Below are 14,726 nucleotides of genomic sequence, written 5' to 3'. Positions count from 1 at the left end.
AGCGCATGGGCAGGATGGTGTAACCATCCGGCGATAGCCACCCATGCGCTAGATGACAGGCTCCTCCGGGGCCTTTTTTTATGCCCGAAATTCGGGCTTCCGGCCACAAACGCAATCCCAGCATCAAACGGAACAGACAGATGAGCACGGACAATCAGGCGGCAGGCAATCGGATGACGGGAGCGGAGATCGTTCTCAAGGCGCTGAAGGACAACGGCGTCGAACATATCTTCGGCTATCCCGGCGGCGCGGTCCTGCCGATCTATGACGAGATCTTCCAGCAGGAGGATGTCAAGCACATCCTCGTCCGCCACGAGCAGGGGGCAGGCCATGCGGCCGAAGGTTACGCCCGCTCCACCGGCAAGGTCGGCGTCATGCTGGTGACCTCGGGTCCGGGCGCCACCAATGCCGTCACACCGCTGCAGGATGCGCTGATGGATTCGATCCCGCTCGTCTGCCTGACCGGCCAGGTTCCAACCTCGCTGATTGGCTCCGACGCTTTCCAGGAATGTGACACGGTCGGCATCACCCGGCCCTGCACCAAGCACAACTGGCTGGTCAAGGACGTCAACGAGCTCGCCGCCGTCATTCACGAGGCCTTCCGCATCGCCCAGTCCGGCCGTCCGGGACCTGTCGTCGTCGATATTCCGAAGGACGTGCAGTTTGCGACCGGTACCTACACGCCGCCCGCCGACTACACGATCCAGAAGAGCTACCAGCCGAAGATCCAGGGCGACCTCAACCAGATCCATGCGGCGATCGAGCTGATGGCGAATGCGCGCCGTCCAGTCATCTATTCCGGCGGCGGCGTCGTCAATTCCGGCCCCGAGGCTTCCAAGCTGCTGCGTGAGCTGGTCGAGCTCACCGATTTCCCGATCACCTCGACGCTGATGGGCCTCGGTGCCTATCCGGCTTCCGGCAAGAACTGGCTGAAGATGCTCGGCATGCACGGCTCCTACGAGGCCAACATGGCGATGCATGACTGCGACGTCATGGTCTGCATCGGCGCCCGTTTTGACGACCGCATCACCGGCCGTCTCAATGCCTTTTCGCCGAACTCGAAGAAGATCCATATCGATATCGATCCATCCTCGATCAACAAGAATGTCCGCGTCGATATCGGCATCCGCGGCGATGTCGGCCATGTCCTCGAAGACATGGTCCGCCTGTGGCGGGCGCTGCCGAAGAAGCCGGAAAAGGGTCGCCTGGACGACTGGTGGACCGATATCGCCCGCTGGCGGGCACGCAACTCCTTCGCCTATACGAAGAGCAATGACGTCATCATGCCGCAATATGCGCTGGAGCGGCTCTTCGCCCACACCAAGGACCGCGATACCTACATCACCACCGAGGTCGGCCAGCACCAGATGTGGGCGGCGCAGTTCTTCGGTTTCGAGCAGCCGAACCGCTGGATGACCTCGGGCGGCCTCGGCACGATGGGCTACGGCCTGCCGGCGGCGCTTGGCGTGCAGATCGCCCATCCCGACAGCCTCGTCATCGACATTGCCGGCGATGCCTCGATCCAGATGTGCATCCAGGAAATGTCGGCGGCGATCCAGCACGATGCGCCGATCAAGATCTTCATCATGAATAACCAGTATATGGGCATGGTGCGCCAGTGGCAGCAGCTGCTGCATGGCAACCGCCTGTCGAACTCCTATACCGAGGCGATGCCCGACTTCGTCAAGCTGGCGGAGGCCTATGGCGCCGTCGGCCTGCGCTGCGAAAAGCCGGATGCGCTCGATGACACCATTCTGGAGATGATCGAGGTCAGAAAGCCTGTCATCTTCGATTGCCGCGTCGCCAATCTCGCCAATTGCTTCCCGATGATCCCCTCGGGCAAGGCCCATAACGAAATGCTGTTGCCGGACGAAGCCACCGACGAAGCGGTCGCCAATGCGATCGACGCCAAGGGCCGCGCGCTCGTCTAAAAAGGGAAGAGGAACCAGGATAATGAACGCTCACCTACAGCCCACGGGCTCCGCTTACTTCATTTCGCCGGAAACGGCGGCCGTCGAAAGCCACACGCTTTCGGTTCTCGTCGACAACGAGCCGGGGGTTCTTGCCCGGGTCATCGGCCTGTTTTCTGGCCGCGGCTACAATATCGAGAGCCTGACGGTCTCTGAGACCGAGCATCAGGCGCATCTTTCCCGCATCACCGTCGTCACACGCGGCACGCCGCAGGTGCTGGAGCAGATCAAGGCGCAGCTCGAGCGCATCGTGCCGGTGCATCGCGTCGTCGACCTGACGGTGCGTGCCCGCGAACTCGGCCAGGACCGGCCGATCGAGCGCGAAGTGGCACTGGTCAAGGTGATCGGCGAGGGCGAAATGCGCGCCGAGACCCTGCGCCTTGCCGATGCCTTCCATGCCAAGGTGGTGGATGCGACGGTCGGTCACTTCATTCTGGAGATCACCGGCAAATCGTCGAAGATCGACCAGTTCGTAGCGATCATGAAGCCGCTTGGCCTCATCGAGGTGTGCCGTACCGGTATCGCGGCGATGAATCGCGGCGTGCAGGGCATGTAAAGATTACAGGCCGGGCATGTAAGGCAGATGCTGTAATCATTGGGAAAGCCGCTGAAGGTCAGAGCATCTCCAGCGGTATTTTCGTTGTAGGCGGCGGAAAGGCGGCGTCGAGGGCATCCCAGTCGTCGTCGGTGATATCGAGCGAGACGCAGTCGCGGTTTTCTGCCGCGCGTTCGGCATTCGAGGTCTTCGGGATGACGATGACGCCGTCGCGTTCCAGCAGGAAGGCGAGCGCCAGCTGGGCGGGTGTCGCCTGATAGGCCTTGGCGATGCGGATCAGTTCGGGATGGTGCAGGATATTTCCCTGTTCGATCGGCGAATAGGCCATGACGGGAATGCCGCGGCTCTGGCACCAGGGCAGCAGATCGAATTCGATGCCACGGCGGGAAAGGTTATAGAGCACCTGGTTGGCGGCGACCTTGGCGCCGTCGGGCACTCTAAGCAGTTCCTCCATGTCGTCGGTGTCGAAGTTAGAGACGCCCCAAGCGCTGATCTTGCCCGATGCCTTCAACGTTTCGAAGGCCGCGACGGTCTCAGTGAGCGGATAGTTGCCGCGCCAGTGCAGCAGATAGAGATCGATGCGTTCGGTGCCCAGCCGTTCGAGACTGCGCTCGCAGGCTTCGACCGTGCCTTTCAGGCTGGCATTCCAGGGATAGACTTTGCTGACGATGAAGACCTCGTCGCGCCGTCCCCTGATCGCCTGACCGACGATCTCCTCGGCGCCGCCGTCGCCGTACATTTCAGCGGTGTCGATCAACGTCATGCCGAGATCTATGCCGGCCTTGAGGCTTTCGATCTCGGCCTTGGCATGGCCGGCATCCTCGCCCATGGCCCAGGTGCCCTGGCCGAGGGCCGGCACCTCGGTGCCGTTCGGAAATGTGATCGATGGAATCGGGTCGTTCTGCATGGGTTTCTTCCTACAGCGCCGCGCGTCCTTGAGATGGACGCTGTAGCACTTTGAATTGCTGCATGATTTTATCCTTAAATCGATGCCGATTTAAGGAATTATACAGTCGGCAAGAGATTGGGCCGGGTCGCCATCTTTCAAGTAATCCTGTCACCATGACAATGATGCAATGGAATCGGCGGTTTAGGACAGTTATGCTGACCTAAATAATGCAGGCCGCGGAAAAGCTGGCTTCGGGAGGTCGCATGCCGCTGGATACATTTCTCGCCCTCGTTCTGTTTGCCTTCACGACCTCGATCACGCCGGGGCCGAACAATATGATGCTCTTCGCATCGGGCGTGAATTTCGGCTTCCGCAGGACGATCCCGCATATGTTCGGCATCGGCGTCGGTTTCTTCTCGCTGCTCATCGGCGTCGGCCTTGGGCTCGGCGCGCTGCTGCACACGGTGCCTGTGGTCTATACCGCGCTGAAATTTGCGGGCGGCGTCTATCTCGTCTGGATCGCTTGGAAGATCGCCGCGTCGCGCTCGCTCAGCGAAGGCAGGAGCGGCGTCGAGCCGATGTCCTTCCTGTCGGCCGCTGCCTTCCAGTGGGTCAATCCGAAAGCCTGGGTGATGGCGGTCACGGCGATGGCCACCTATACCAATCCGCAACTCTACCTCGTGAGCGTGCTGATCGTCGGTCTCGCCTTCGCGGCGGTCAATGTGCCCAGCGTTTCGACCTGGGCAGGCTTCGGCTCGGCGCTGCGGGAATGGCTTTCCGATCCGGTGCGGTTGAAGTGGTTCAATATCAGCATGGCGATACTCTTGGTGCTAAGCCTCTGGCCGATGCTAAAATAGAGTGATCGTCGGCTTCGTCAGCATCAGCCAGAAAATGCCGAGGACGGCTGAGAAGGCTGGAAATCCGAAAGCAAACCAGATGCGGTAGAGGCTGAAATAGGCTGGCGGGAGGGCTTTTCCCGCCGCTGCTGCGGCGCGGGCGAGGTCGCGTAGCCGGATCTGGATCCAGACGACCGGCAGCCAGAACAGGCCGGTGACGACATAGAGCAGCAGCGACAGCGCAATCCAGCCCTCCGACAGGTCCCAGCCGATCGATCGGGCCAGCAGATAGCCGGTCACCGGCTGGAGGATGGCCGCGGTCGCGGTGAAGATCGTGTCGGCGATGACGACGGTGCCGGCGACATGGGCAATCAGTCTGGGATCGCGCGTCCGGTGCGCCATCACCATGAAGAAGGCGATGCCGGCGCCGGTGCCGAAGAGTACGGTCGCGCCAATGACATGGGCGAGCAGTAGCCATTCTTCAAGCATCAGCGTTCATCCAGGGTGGCAAGGGCTACGAGCGTCAACAGGATCGACGGCAGCACCTTGACGAGGACCCCGAGCGGATCAAGCCACAGCGCGGGTTCGAGTAGGCTGGCGCCGGCGAGATAGGCGAGCGATACGGCCAGCATGCCGAGAAGGGCGCGTTTCGCCAGGGGACGGACAAGGACGGCGGCACCGAGGACGACGTCGGTCAGGCAGGTCGCAAGCGTCAGCGCCGTTGCCGAGGCCTCAGGCATGAACGGCAAGAAGTGAGCAGACGTCTTCTCCAGTGCCAGCAGCGGGATCAGACCGGACAGCAGCCAGAAGACGGATAGGCCCGATATGACGAGTGGCTTCAGGAGATAGAGCCTGGCAAACCAGAGATCCTGCACGCCGGAGGGATTGGCCGAGAGCGCTGCGGCCGCGGATGTCGCAGCAAGGCGGCTTCCTGATTTCGAGCTTTGCACGCCTTCCGACATCACTGTCATCGCTGTCGAGCGCAGCGGCGAACGCCAGCCGAGCAGGCCCGATAGATCGGCGAACCACGTCACTGGGCGGGCAAGCCAGGGGGCAAGTGAAAACACGCGGGCGGGCGGCAGGCCCAGCCACTGCCGGTGCAGGCGAACGAGATCGGCGAGCGTCAGGACTTCATTGGCGGCGAGATCGATATCCTTTGAAGGAAGGCCGCCGGAGACTGCCCGCGACACGGCTTCCGCCACATCGTCCACCGAAAGTGTTTCGACCGGGCTTTCGGCATGGATCAGTGGCAGCACCAGGGGAAAGGCGGCAAGCGCCCGTAGCAGCGCCGAGCCGCCGTGGGCATTGCGGCCGAGCACGAGGGCAGGGCGCAGGATGAGGTAAGGCAGGCCGCTTGCCGCGAGCGCCTCGTCGGCGCGGCGCTTGGTGGCGAGAAAGGGAAGGTCGCCGGCCGCTCCTGCCGTCCCTGCCGATATCTGCACGATGAGCGGGCGCGACGAGCACTTTGCAGCAGCATAGAGCGCCAGCATCGCCTCTGCCTGGGTGGCCGCCAGATCGTCCGACAGGCCGTCCTGCAGGGCGCCGGCGCAATTGACGACGACATGCTGGTCCTTGAGGATATCGTCCCAATCCGCGGGTTTCGTCATGCGCGATAGATCTGCGCGCCGCCATTCGATCGCCCGCTGTTTCAAACGGGCACGTACGGGATTGCGGCCGAGCCCGGTTACGACGTGGCCGTCGGCAACGAGCCGGGCCGCGACGACGGAGCCTATAAAGCCGGTTGCGCCGAGAATCAGGATATTCATGGCAGGAGATTAGCGGAAAAGCGCATGAGACATAGAAGGGCTTGGCGGGCCTGCGGCATATGTTAGAAAGAGCGGGCAGTTTCGGGAGGGCATCGCCTTGCACGACCATGACGACGACCATGCTCACGGAGATGAGCACGCCCACGGGCACGATCATGACAATCATTATTCCGACATGCAGGCGCGCGTGAAGGCGCTGGAAACGCTGCTGACGGAGAAGGGGCTGATCGATCCGGCGGCGATCGATGCGATCGTCGATACCTACGAGACCAAGGTGGGACCGAGAAACGGCGCCCATGTCGTCGCCAGGGCTTGGAGCGATGCCGATTTCGCCGACTGGCTGAAGCGCGATGCGACGGCGGCGATATCAAGCCTCGGTTACACCGGCCGGCAGGGCGAGCACATGCGTGCCGTCTTCAACACGGCCGAGACCCATAACCTCGTCGTCTGCACGCTTTGCTCCTGTTATCCCTGGTCGGTGCTCGGCCTGCCGCCGGTCTGGTACAAGGCGCCGGCCTATCGCTCGCGCGCCGTCATCGATCCGCGCGGCGTGCTGACCGAATTCGGGCTGATGCTGCCTGAGAACCAGAAGATCCGCGTTTGGGATTCGACGGCGGAGCTGCGTTATCTCGTCATCCCGGAGCGGCCCGAAGGTACGGAAGGCATGGACGAGCAGTCGCTTGCCGAGCTCGTCAGCCGCGATGCGATGATCGGCACGGCCGTTGCCCGCAAGCCGGAGAGCGCCACATGAACGGACCGCACGATCTCGGCGGGCAGATGGGCTTCGGGCCTGTCGCGCCCGAAAAGGACGAGCCCTATTTCCATGCCGATTGGGAAAAGCGGGCACTCGGCATCACGCTTTCCTGCGGCGCTTTCGGCGCCTGGACGATCGATGAAAGCCGGCATGCGCGCGAGAATATTCCGCCGGCCGATTACCTCGCCGCCAGCTATTACGAGATCTGGATCCGCGGCATCGACAAGCTGATCGAACGGCATGGCTTTGCGACGCGTGCGGAATTGCTGTCCGGTCATGCGCAGCAGGCAGGAGCGGTTCCAAAACGCGTGCTGAAGGCGGACATGGTGCCCACCGTGCTGGCCAAGGGTGGGCCTTGTGATCGTCCTGTCGAGACCGCGCCGCTCTTCGTGGTCGGTGAGACGGTGAGGACGAAGAACTTCAATCCGGCGACGCATACGCGCCTGCCGCGTTATGCCCGCGCCAGGACCGGTGTGGTCGAGGCGGTGCAGGGTTCGTTCGTCTTTCCCGACGACAATGCGCATGGCAAGGGCGAGAACCCGCAATGGCTCTATACGGTCGTTTTCGACGGTGCGGAGATCTGGGGCGAGGATGCCGATCCAACGCTGACGGTGTCGATCGATGCCTGGGAGGGCTATCTTGAGCCGGCATGAGACATCGCCGCTGACGCAATCGTCCGGGCTGCCGAGGTCGCCGAAGGGCGAGCCGGTCTTTCCCGAGCCGTGGGCGGCGGAAGCTTTTGCCATGACCGTGCACCTGCACGCAAAAGGCCTGTTCAGTTGGAGCGAATGGGCTGAAACGCTTTCCGCGCAACTGCACAAGCCTGGCCGGGCCGAAGATGGCAGCGACTATTTTGACTGCTGGGTGGCTGCTCTCTCGGACCTCATCGTCAACCGCGGCATCGCCGATGCGGATACGATCCAGGCACTGCAACAGAGTTGGCAGCGGGCGGCGGAAGCGACGCCGCACGGCCGGCCGATCGAGCTCGGCAACGATCCCTCACGCTGATCCTCACGACGGGAATTGCTTGTAGCACTCTTCTGCTACCTCCCGCAGCGTCTCGCGGGAGATTTCGCCGGTGACGGCATAACCGAGTTCGCCGTCGATCCAGTAAAAGGTCTCGATATTGCCTGATGAGGCGAAGCGGAAGCTCGTCGTGCTATTTTCCGTGTTGCGGCCAACCAGGACAGTCAGGCGCTCGCCAGCCTGGTTCTCGTACATGAACATGGCGCCTGGCCGGCCATCGACCGGCAGCAAGCGGCCGCCAACCAGCTTGAAGCCGAGCGGCTGCAGGTTCGGGATCTTGAGATTCTGGATTGCCAGACGCTTGCCGAGCCAGGTGGCAAGATGAGCCTCCTCGTCGGCGAAGACCTCGACGGGGTGGCGAACCTCGGCGGCATAGACCGTGAAGGCGGTCTCAGCCTGTTTCGGCAGGGTTTCGGAGCCGGCAAGCTGCAGCTCCGGCTTTTCCAGAAGTGCCTGGCCATAATGGCCGCTGAGGGCGCCGAGCGTGAAGACGAGGAGGGCTGATGCGGCGATCGCCCAGCGTTTCGGCCCCGATGAGACGGCGCGCGGTGGGGCGACGAGCAGACGATCGGTGTCCTTCGCCTTCTCATAACCGGCAAACAGCGACCGGATGGCCCCATTCTGCGCCTGCCATTCGGCGAGCATGGCCGCCTCGTCGGGATTGTCGGCCAGGAAGGCCTCGATGCGGGCGCGCGCCGTTTCCGGCAGTTGGCCGTCGGCATAGGCGTGGAGGTCGGCTTCGGTGACGCTCGGATTGGTCTCGTTCATTTCGGTCTCCGAAGCCTAATGATGTTGTCGGCCTTCAATCGCTCGGCGACGCGCCGGCGGGCGCGTGACAGGCGGGACATGACGGTGCCGATCGGGATATCGAGCGCGGCGGCGACCTCGCCATAGGTGTATCCTTCGATGACCACGAGCATCAGCACGGCGCGGTGCTCCTCTGAAAGGCTGTTCAGCGCATCATCTAGGCGGGCGCGCTCGAGCGGATCGGCCGGCGGTTCGGACGCGGCCAGATCCTCTGCGGCGTCAAGCTCGACGAGGCCGTCGCGCGCCTTGCCGCGTCGGCCGTTGCGGTAAAGATTGGTCATGATGGTCAGGACCCAGCCGCGCAGGTTGAGGCCGCGCCATTGGCCGCGGCGTGTGAGAACCTTCTCGACGCAATCCTGGAGCAGATCCTCGCCATCGGTATCCGAGCGTGTCAGGCTGCGCGAATAGCGCCTGAGCGAGGGCAGGAGGGCCAGGATCTGGCCCTCGAAGGTTTCGGGTGCGGGTGTTTTCACGCCGGCAGCTTTCTTGTGATCGGGGTCTTCGCGATCAAGGTTTGGCAAGATCCCAGTTGCCGCCGACGCCATCGCCGGTGATGTCGCCGGCCTTCTTGTCCTTGACCCAGAAATAGAGCGGCATGCCGTCCTTGGCCCATTGTTTCGTGCCATCCTTGCGATCGACGATCGAATATGCACCATCGGCCTTGGCATCACCAGCGGCCATCAGCGGCGGCCAGTTCTTGGCGCAGTCGTCGTTGCAATTGGAAACGCCCTTGACGTCCTTCTTGAAGGTGTAGAGCGTCATGCCGTTTTCGCCAGCAAGCACCTTGCCCTTTTCGGATTCGACTGTTTTGACAGGAGGCGCGGCGAAAGCAGCGGTCGCGGCAAAGGTGGCAGCCGCCACGACGGACAGAAATTTCACGGATTTCATGGTGTCTCTCCTCAGATTGGGCACGCAGTCTTGCGATACCTGAGATGAGACACGAGGCGAGGCGGTTTTATTCCATAGCGCCGGAAAAGTTTTGATGGCGGGCGTGGTAGGCCGAAGCCGGTTTCGTCGCGCACGTCGCGCCCGGCGCCTTGTTGGCTACTCTCCGGTGGCGGCCGCCGCCGCCATGTCGACCCACACTGCTTCGAATATATGGCCATCGGGATCCTCGAAGGCGCGATTATAGAGCCAGCCCATGTCCGTCGGCGCGCGCGGATCGGCCCTGCCGCCGGCCACTCCGGCCGCCTCGACGATGGCGTCCACCTGTTCACGGCTGTCCATCGTCAGCGCGATCAGCATCTCGCTCGCCTTCTGCGCTTCGGCAACGGGTTTCGGCGTGAAGCTCGCGAAGAAATCGCGCGTCAGCAAGTGGAAGATAATTGCCTCGGACCAGACCATGTTCGACGCCTGGTGATCGCTGAACTGGTCGTTCTTGCTGCACCCGATCGCTTCATAGAAGCGGGTGGCAGCGGCAAGGTCTTTCACCGGCAGGTTCACGAAGATCATTTTGGGCATGGCAGTTTCCTCCTCTTCCTTCCCCTTTCGGGGCGACGGTTTCTTCTCACACAAACTCCTGCACGATCGTATCGCTGGCATGAATGCAGACGATTTCGAGCCGTCCCGTGCCGACATTCTCGAAACGGTGAGGAATGTTGGCGGCTACGACGACGATATCGCCGGGAAAGGCGCGGGTTTTGGCGTCGCCTACGGTGAACTCGGCTTCGCCCTTCCTGACCGCCCATGTCTCGGAATAGGGATGGACGTGCAGGTCGGGCCCCTGGCCGGGCTCGTTGTCGACGAGAAAGAGCGATATCTCGCCGCCATAGTCGCGGCCTTCGAAGCGGACAGTGCGGCTCTGATTGGGTCGCACTTCCCGGTGGCGAAGAATCCTGAGCATCACGTGCCTCCCGCTCGTTCTGTCTATGAACACAAAACTATCTTCGCGAGAAGATATATTCTTAAAACTATCTTCTTGTCAAGATATCTTCCGTGACTCGGGTGGAAGGTGTATGTCTCGCGTGTGTCGATATGAGGCAGAGAATGATGAATGGAACTGAAGGGGACCGCGATCGCCCTGGGGACGAGGACCGCCCCGGGGATGACCATGTCGACCGGCTGCGCCGGCAATGGGCGGTGGAACTGCCCGACCTCGACACGGAGCCGATGGCGATCCTGGGGCGGGCCTTTCGGCTGTCGAACCTGGTGCGCCCCAGCATCGAGGCGACCTTTGCCGATTTTGGCCTCGACCGTGGCGAATTCGACGTGATTGCAACGCTTCGCCGTTCCGGACCGCCTTACCGGCTGACCCCGACGGAGATGTATTCGGCGCTGATGATCTCCTCGGGAGGCCTGACCCACAGGCTTGACCGGCTGGAGAAGGCGGGGCTGATCCGCCGGGAGAAATCACCATGCGATGGGCGCAGCGTGCTGGTGGCATTGAGCGAAGCGGGTGCGGCACTCGCCGAAAAGGCTTTCCGCACCGACATGGCGAGCGAAGCTTCTTTTCTGCAGGCTCTTGACGGAAAGGAGCGCGAGGCGCTCGCTGCGCTGCTGCGCAAGCTGATCGCCGGAATTGAAAATGAGCAGGCGCGGGGAGAGGATGAGAACGCGGGCTGAGTGGAGATCGGAGCCCGCATCGCCGTTCAGGCAACAACACGCTGCTTTTGCGGCTCATTTACATCGTGTCGGTTTTCGGATATGATTTGTCCTTAATTCCATTGGCAGAGCCAGCCATCACACGAGTTGCTGAATGATCCTGAAAAGCCAGGTCGAGTGGGCGCTTCACTGCTGCGCCATTCTCGCGGGCCTGCCAGAGGGCAGGTATCTTTCCACCAAGGCGCTCGCCGAGCTTCATGGTCTGCCGAAGGAATATCTCTCCAAAGCACTGCAAAGCCTTTCGCAGGCATCGCTTGTCGAGACCACGCTCGGCCCGAGTGGCGGCTACAGGCTTGCCAAGACCCCCTCGGATATCAATTTTCTCGAGATCGTCGAGGCGGTCGAGGGGAAGGCCCGCAGCTTCACCTGTACGAACATCCGGGCGAACAATCCCTGCCGGCCGGAAGGATACTGCGACAGCAAGCCATGCGCGGTCGCGCGCATCATGTGGGAGGCCGACGAGGCCTGGCGGGATACGCTGAGGCGCGTCCGGCTTTCCGATCTGGTCGGCACCTTGTCCGAGGAAGTGCCGGCCGACATTTGGCGGAGCACGTTCGAATGGGTGCTCAAGCGCGCCGGCTGAGCGGGGGTGCCGATCTCTACGCCTTGAAGATGGTCCTGATGGTCTTCAGGATGGCATGCGCACTGCGGGCATGTTCCGGGGGCAAGGAGGCGCCGTTGCGGAAACGCTCGGCGCGGCTGGCGAGATGGTCGGCGACTTCTTCCGCCAGCGCCGGGCGTTCGCTTAGCAGCGGCGCGAAGGCCTCTTGATCAATCTCATACGCGGTCACGGAGGTCAGAGCTTCCAGGGTGCAGGCTTCCTGCATGCCGGCGAGCAGGCCGGTCTCTCCGAAAAAATCACCCGGAGCGAGGCGCCCGCGCTCCTCATCTCCGTGCCGCGCCGCGATGATGCCCGCCCGCACCATCATCAGCGACGGGAGCATTTCGCCCTCCCGCACGAGGACATCGCCCTTGCGGAATTCCCGCACGGCCGTGGTCTCGGCGAGTTTCTGCTTTTCATCTGATGTCAGCGTCGCAAAGATCGGAATGGCCTCGATCAGTTCGAGCGGCGTTACACGGGGCGGCCGTGCGCTTTCTTCGGTCGGCAGATCGCCCGTCAGGACTGAGGCCGCGGCCGGAACAGCCAAAAGCAGGCCGGCCGATTTGCAGTGACGATAGACGAGATCGAGCACCTCGTTTCGTGCCGGCACCCGTTGGCTCGGGCTCGTCACCCGGAACTGCAGCTCGACCTCCAGCGCCGTGGCATCCAGCCCCTTGAGCGCCACGACCGGCGGCGGCTCGCGCACGATCGAATTGCAGCTCGCCAGCGCCGTTGCCATGACTTGGCGGACCGATGCCGGCATCCGCGTCGGAGCGATGCGGATAGTGAGGACCAGGAGATGGGTCTCGTCCGGCCGGCTTACATTCGTGAGGCCGAGCTTTGCCAGAAAACTGTTCGGCAGAACGACAACATTGTTTGCGCTGGTCAGGATGTGTGTCGCGCGCCAGTTGCTTTCGACGACGCGCCCCTCCGTACCGTCGCTGAGAAGGATCCAGTCGCCGATGATGTAGGGCCGGCCGAGCGTCAGCGCGATGCCGGAGAAGACGTCGGCGAGCGTGTTCTGGAGCGCCAGGCCGAGAATAATGGCGACGACGCCCGAGGTCGCGACGAGCGTGCCGATCGGCACGCCGAAGACGAAAGCCAGAACTGACAGGGCCATGCCGATATAGACGACGCCGATGACGAGATCCTGGAGCAGGCGGGCCTCTCGCGGACTGCCCTCCAGCACCAGATACAGCCTGATGAAACCGATGACGGCCCATGCCAGATGGATCCACCAGAGCGATTTCGCGACGATGACGAGCAAAGCCTGCGGATCCTCGGACTCATACCCTTGAAACCGGTGTGGTTCGATGCCGCTGACGACGAGGATCAACGTCATCATCGCGAAGAAGAGGATTTGCACCACCAGTCGGGTCGTCGGCCGTTGGCGGGAGAGAAGATGCCAGACGACGATACCGGCCAAACCTATCGTAATGAGGGATATCAGAGGTTTACCGAAGAGCGCGTCGTCAATCATCTCTCTGTCTCCGGAATGGGGCGAGCCGCCCATGATTCAGCATCTCGACCGCTTGCGCAAGCATCGGGGCTTGCGCAGGCGGTATCGCATCGGCCCGAAAATCGGAACCGATTTTTGGAAAGCACGACGAGAGGGTTGAAAGTGTTACAGCGTCCTTTGCGCGTCTGAAAGACAGGCGGCGCTGTAATGCGGATCATTACTTCTTGAGCGGATAGGTCAGCTCTTTCTGCTTGGTATCGACGACAAAGACGGCGAGCAAGCGGGCTGGCTTCGTTTTGCTGCCGTTGGCGCTGACACCATGGCGGTCGCCCGGCATTTCGGAGAAGCTCTCTCCGGCCTGATAGACCTTGACGGGGCCGTCGTTGACCTGGCTGCGGATCGCTCCTTCGAGCACGGTGGCGTAGATGAAGGCCGTATCGGGATGGGTGTGGCCTTCGGAGAAGCCGCCTGGACCGTACTCGACCAGCACGCCCTTGATGCTCTTGCCCGGTACGTTTGGAAGTTCGTGTTCATAGACGAGCGTCACCTTGGCAGCTTTGCTGCCCTCATCGGCGCTAGCGCCCGTGGCTGCCAGAAGGGCGAGCGCACCGGCGAGGAATGATGTTCTGATCATCGGAATCTCCATGGTTGCAGGGTGGGGCAGGATGCGCCCGAGTGGCCGCGTCCTCAGGGCAAGTCGGATCGCTTTGGCTGGGCGGACTTTGCGAACCACTGCTCGAAGGTGATCGAGCCGAGCCGCGGGTTGTTGTCGGAAACGAGCGACTGATCGTTGAGTCTCGCGCCGAAATATTTCGCATCGGCATCGGCCTCGACGGTGCGCGGGTCCTTCATGGCCTTCAGATACCGGGCGACGAGTTCGCTGAGGCGCGCCCGTTCCGGACCTGATATCTCTATCGTCGCATTGGCGGGCGGTGCGAGAGCCACATCCGCCATGACATCGGCGACGTCGTCGGAAACGATCGGCTGCACATAGGCCGGCGACAGGCGGACCGTCTGGCCGACCGTCCCCGATTGGGCGATGCCGCCGAGGAATTCCATGAACTGCGTCGAATGCACGATGGTATAGGGAATGCCCGATGCCTTGATCAGCATTTCCTGAGCGAGCTTGCCGCGGAAATAGCCGCTTTCCTGCAGACGCTCGGTGCCGACGACGGAGAGGGCGATATGGTGCCTGACGCCGGCGAGTTTTTCGGCGGCGAGAAGATTGCGGCCCGAGGTCTCGAAGAATTCGAGCACGGCCTTGTCTTCGAAGGACGGCGAATTGGCGAGGTCGAGCACAACTTCGGCGCCCGAGAGCGCCTCCGCCAATCCTTCCCCGGTGATTGTGTTGACGCCGGAGTTCGGCGATGCGGCAATCACGTCATGTCCGCGCTTGCGCAGGCGTTCGACAGTCTTCGAACCGATGAGGCCGGTTCCGCCGATGACAACGATTTTCATAAT

19 protein-coding genes are annotated in these 14,726 nt (G+C 62.3%); 8 read left to right on the top strand and 11 right to left on the bottom strand.

Going from position 1 to position 14,726, the window contains the following annotated elements:
* The first annotated feature begins 140 nt into the window (after positions 1-140).
* Together U5G49_RS13905 and ilvN are read left to right on the top strand one after the other, a co-directional pair.
* The gene (locus tag U5G49_RS13905; RefSeq protein ID WP_028732805.1) at positions 141-1,931 is read left to right on the top strand and encodes an acetolactate synthase 3 large subunit; all 1,791 of its coding nucleotides are present in this window, start codon (positions 141-143) and stop codon (positions 1,929-1,931) included.
* A gap of 22 nt (positions 1,932-1,953) precedes the next feature.
* Positions 1,954-2,526, top strand: coding sequence for an acetolactate synthase small subunit (ilvN, locus tag U5G49_RS13900; RefSeq protein WP_003560902.1), 573 nt, complete (start codon positions 1,954-1,956; stop codon positions 2,524-2,526).
* Positions 2,527-2,584: 58 nt separating this feature from the next.
* Here the strand turns inward: ilvN and U5G49_RS13895 are convergent, their stop codons facing one another.
* Positions 2,585-3,433, bottom strand: a complete 849-nt coding sequence (locus U5G49_RS13895) for an aldo/keto reductase (RefSeq protein ID WP_193445624.1) — start codon at positions 3,431-3,433, stop codon at positions 2,585-2,587.
* Between the two features lie 245 nt (positions 3,434-3,678).
* On the opposite strand from U5G49_RS13895, the gene U5G49_RS13890 reads away from it, so the two are divergent.
* Positions 3,679-4,272 (top strand): LysE family translocator, encoded by a 594-nt coding sequence (locus U5G49_RS13890; RefSeq protein ID WP_193445625.1) that lies wholly within the window; start codon positions 3,679-3,681, stop codon positions 4,270-4,272.
* On the opposite strand, the gene U5G49_RS13885 is transcribed toward U5G49_RS13890, so the two are convergent.
* The gene (locus U5G49_RS13885) at positions 4,264-4,740 is read right to left on the bottom strand and encodes a DUF2269 family protein (RefSeq protein WP_018446507.1); all 477 of its coding nucleotides are present in this window, start codon (positions 4,738-4,740) and stop codon (positions 4,264-4,266) included. The two genes, U5G49_RS13890 and U5G49_RS13885, sit on opposite strands and share 9 nt — an antisense overlap.
* Entirely contained in the window at positions 4,740-6,017 is a 1,278-nt protein-coding gene (locus U5G49_RS13880) for an SDR family oxidoreductase (protein WP_193445626.1), read from the bottom strand. Before U5G49_RS13880 ends, U5G49_RS13885 begins: the two co-directional genes overlap by 1 nt.
* A gap of 97 nt (positions 6,018-6,114) precedes the next feature.
* On the opposite strand from U5G49_RS13880, the gene nthA reads away from it, so the two are divergent.
* From nthA to U5G49_RS13865, 3 genes are read left to right on the top strand one after another with little or no spacing between them, the layout of a single operon-like run.
* Entirely contained in the window at positions 6,115-6,768 is a 654-nt protein-coding gene (nthA, locus tag U5G49_RS13875; RefSeq protein ID WP_193445627.1) for a nitrile hydratase subunit alpha, read from the top strand.
* The gene (nthB, locus tag U5G49_RS13870; RefSeq protein ID WP_193445628.1) at positions 6,765-7,424 is read left to right on the top strand and encodes a nitrile hydratase subunit beta; all 660 of its coding nucleotides are present in this window, start codon (positions 6,765-6,767) and stop codon (positions 7,422-7,424) included. The genes nthA and nthB overlap by 4 nt, the downstream gene beginning before the upstream one ends.
* Positions 7,411-7,779 carry a nitrile hydratase accessory protein gene (locus U5G49_RS13865; RefSeq protein ID WP_018446503.1) on the top strand — a complete coding sequence of 123 codons (369 nt, stop codon included), beginning with the start codon at positions 7,411-7,413 and terminating at the stop codon, positions 7,777-7,779. The genes nthB and U5G49_RS13865 overlap by 14 nt, the downstream gene beginning before the upstream one ends.
* 3 nt (positions 7,780-7,782) lie before the next feature.
* Here U5G49_RS13865 and U5G49_RS13860 read toward each other — a convergent pair whose 3' ends face one another.
* The 5 genes from U5G49_RS13860 to U5G49_RS13840 form a co-directional block, all read right to left on the bottom strand.
* The gene (locus U5G49_RS13860) at positions 7,783-8,565 is read right to left on the bottom strand and encodes an anti-sigma factor family protein (RefSeq protein WP_193445629.1); all 783 of its coding nucleotides are present in this window, start codon (positions 8,563-8,565) and stop codon (positions 7,783-7,785) included.
* On the bottom strand, positions 8,562-9,077 hold the full coding sequence (locus tag U5G49_RS13855) for an RNA polymerase sigma factor (RefSeq protein WP_193445630.1): 516 nt from the start codon (positions 9,075-9,077) through the stop codon (positions 8,562-8,564). Before U5G49_RS13855 ends, U5G49_RS13860 begins: the two co-directional genes overlap by 4 nt.
* Positions 9,078-9,111: 34 nt before the next feature.
* Positions 9,112-9,492 carry a COG4315 family predicted lipoprotein gene (locus U5G49_RS13850; protein ID WP_018242793.1) on the bottom strand — a complete coding sequence of 127 codons (381 nt, stop codon included), beginning with the start codon at positions 9,490-9,492 and terminating at the stop codon, positions 9,112-9,114.
* 156 nt (positions 9,493-9,648) lie between these two features.
* The gene (locus U5G49_RS13845) at positions 9,649-10,065 is read right to left on the bottom strand and encodes a VOC family protein (protein WP_193445631.1); all 417 of its coding nucleotides are present in this window, start codon (positions 10,063-10,065) and stop codon (positions 9,649-9,651) included.
* A gap of 46 nt (positions 10,066-10,111) precedes the next feature.
* Positions 10,112-10,447 (bottom strand): cupin domain-containing protein, encoded by a 336-nt coding sequence (locus U5G49_RS13840; protein ID WP_193445632.1) that lies wholly within the window; start codon positions 10,445-10,447, stop codon positions 10,112-10,114.
* Between the two features lie 143 nt (positions 10,448-10,590).
* Between U5G49_RS13840 and U5G49_RS13835 the strand changes: the two genes are divergently transcribed.
* Positions 10,591-11,166 carry a MarR family winged helix-turn-helix transcriptional regulator gene (locus tag U5G49_RS13835; RefSeq protein WP_193445633.1) on the top strand — a complete coding sequence of 192 codons (576 nt, stop codon included), beginning with the start codon at positions 10,591-10,593 and terminating at the stop codon, positions 11,164-11,166.
* A 133-nt stretch (positions 11,167-11,299) separates the two neighbouring features.
* Positions 11,300-11,788, top strand: coding sequence for an RrF2 family transcriptional regulator (locus U5G49_RS13830; RefSeq protein ID WP_012758212.1), 489 nt, complete (start codon positions 11,300-11,302; stop codon positions 11,786-11,788).
* Positions 11,789-11,804: 16 nt separating this feature from the next.
* Here U5G49_RS13830 and U5G49_RS13825 read toward each other — a convergent pair whose 3' ends face one another.
* The 3 genes from U5G49_RS13825 to U5G49_RS13815 form a co-directional block, all read right to left on the bottom strand.
* Complete coding sequence (locus U5G49_RS13825) at positions 11,805-13,286, bottom strand: mechanosensitive ion channel family protein (protein ID WP_193445634.1); 1,482 nt, start codon at positions 13,284-13,286, stop codon at positions 11,805-11,807.
* 196 nt (positions 13,287-13,482) lie between these two features.
* Positions 13,483-13,899: a cupin domain-containing protein gene (locus U5G49_RS13820; protein WP_018446497.1), complete on the bottom strand. Its 417-nt coding sequence runs from the start codon at positions 13,897-13,899 to the stop codon at positions 13,483-13,485.
* A gap of 53 nt (positions 13,900-13,952) precedes the next feature.
* Positions 13,953-14,723, bottom strand: coding sequence for an SDR family oxidoreductase (locus U5G49_RS13815; protein WP_193445635.1), 771 nt, complete (start codon positions 14,721-14,723; stop codon positions 13,953-13,955).
* Positions 14,724-14,726: the final 3 nt, after the last annotated feature.

Source organism: Rhizobium indigoferae (genome assembly GCF_034554815.1).
GTDB lineage: Bacteria > Pseudomonadota > Alphaproteobacteria > Rhizobiales > Rhizobiaceae > Rhizobium > Rhizobium leguminosarum.
This window is presented reverse-complemented; position numbering and strand designations above follow the sequence as displayed.

What these genes read in the sequence shown, in the direction of transcription:
- U5G49_RS13905 (WP_028732805.1), top strand. Translation starts at nt 141, where the DNA reads ATGAGCACGGACAATCAGGCGGCAGGCAATCGGATGACGGGAGCGGAG.
- ilvN (WP_003560902.1), top strand. Translation starts at nt 1,954, where the DNA reads ATGAACGCTCACCTACAGCCCACGGGCTCCGCTTACTTCATTTCGCCG.
- U5G49_RS13895 (WP_193445624.1), bottom strand. Translation starts at nt 3,433, where the DNA reads ATGCAGAACGACCCGATTCCATCGATCACATTTCCGAACGGCACCGAG.
- U5G49_RS13890 (WP_193445625.1), top strand. Translation starts at nt 3,679, where the DNA reads ATGCCGCTGGATACATTTCTCGCCCTCGTTCTGTTTGCCTTCACGACC.
- U5G49_RS13885 (WP_018446507.1), bottom strand. Translation starts at nt 4,740, where the DNA reads ATGCTTGAAGAATGGCTACTGCTCGCCCATGTCATTGGCGCGACCGTA.
- U5G49_RS13880 (WP_193445626.1), bottom strand. Translation starts at nt 6,017, where the DNA reads ATGAATATCCTGATTCTCGGCGCAACCGGCTTTATAGGCTCCGTCGTC.
- nthB (WP_193445628.1), top strand. Translation starts at nt 6,765, where the DNA reads ATGAACGGACCGCACGATCTCGGCGGGCAGATGGGCTTCGGGCCTGTC.
- U5G49_RS13860 (WP_193445629.1), bottom strand. Translation starts at nt 8,565, where the DNA reads ATGAACGAGACCAATCCGAGCGTCACCGAAGCCGACCTCCACGCCTAT.
- U5G49_RS13850 (WP_018242793.1), bottom strand. Translation starts at nt 9,492, where the DNA reads ATGAAATCCGTGAAATTTCTGTCCGTCGTGGCGGCTGCCACCTTTGCC.
- U5G49_RS13845 (WP_193445631.1), bottom strand. Translation starts at nt 10,065, where the DNA reads ATGCCCAAAATGATCTTCGTGAACCTGCCGGTGAAAGACCTTGCCGCT.
- U5G49_RS13840 (WP_193445632.1), bottom strand. Translation starts at nt 10,447, where the DNA reads ATGCTCAGGATTCTTCGCCACCGGGAAGTGCGACCCAATCAGAGCCGC.
- U5G49_RS13835 (WP_193445633.1), top strand. Translation starts at nt 10,591, where the DNA reads ATGATGAATGGAACTGAAGGGGACCGCGATCGCCCTGGGGACGAGGAC.
- U5G49_RS13830 (WP_012758212.1), top strand. Translation starts at nt 11,300, where the DNA reads ATGATCCTGAAAAGCCAGGTCGAGTGGGCGCTTCACTGCTGCGCCATT.
- U5G49_RS13825 (WP_193445634.1), bottom strand. Translation starts at nt 13,286, where the DNA reads ATGATTGACGACGCGCTCTTCGGTAAACCTCTGATATCCCTCATTACG.
- U5G49_RS13820 (WP_018446497.1), bottom strand. Translation starts at nt 13,899, where the DNA reads ATGATCAGAACATCATTCCTCGCCGGTGCGCTCGCCCTTCTGGCAGCC.
- U5G49_RS13815 (WP_193445635.1), bottom strand. Translation starts at nt 14,723, where the DNA reads ATGAAAATCGTTGTCATCGGCGGAACCGGCCTCATCGGTTCGAAGACT.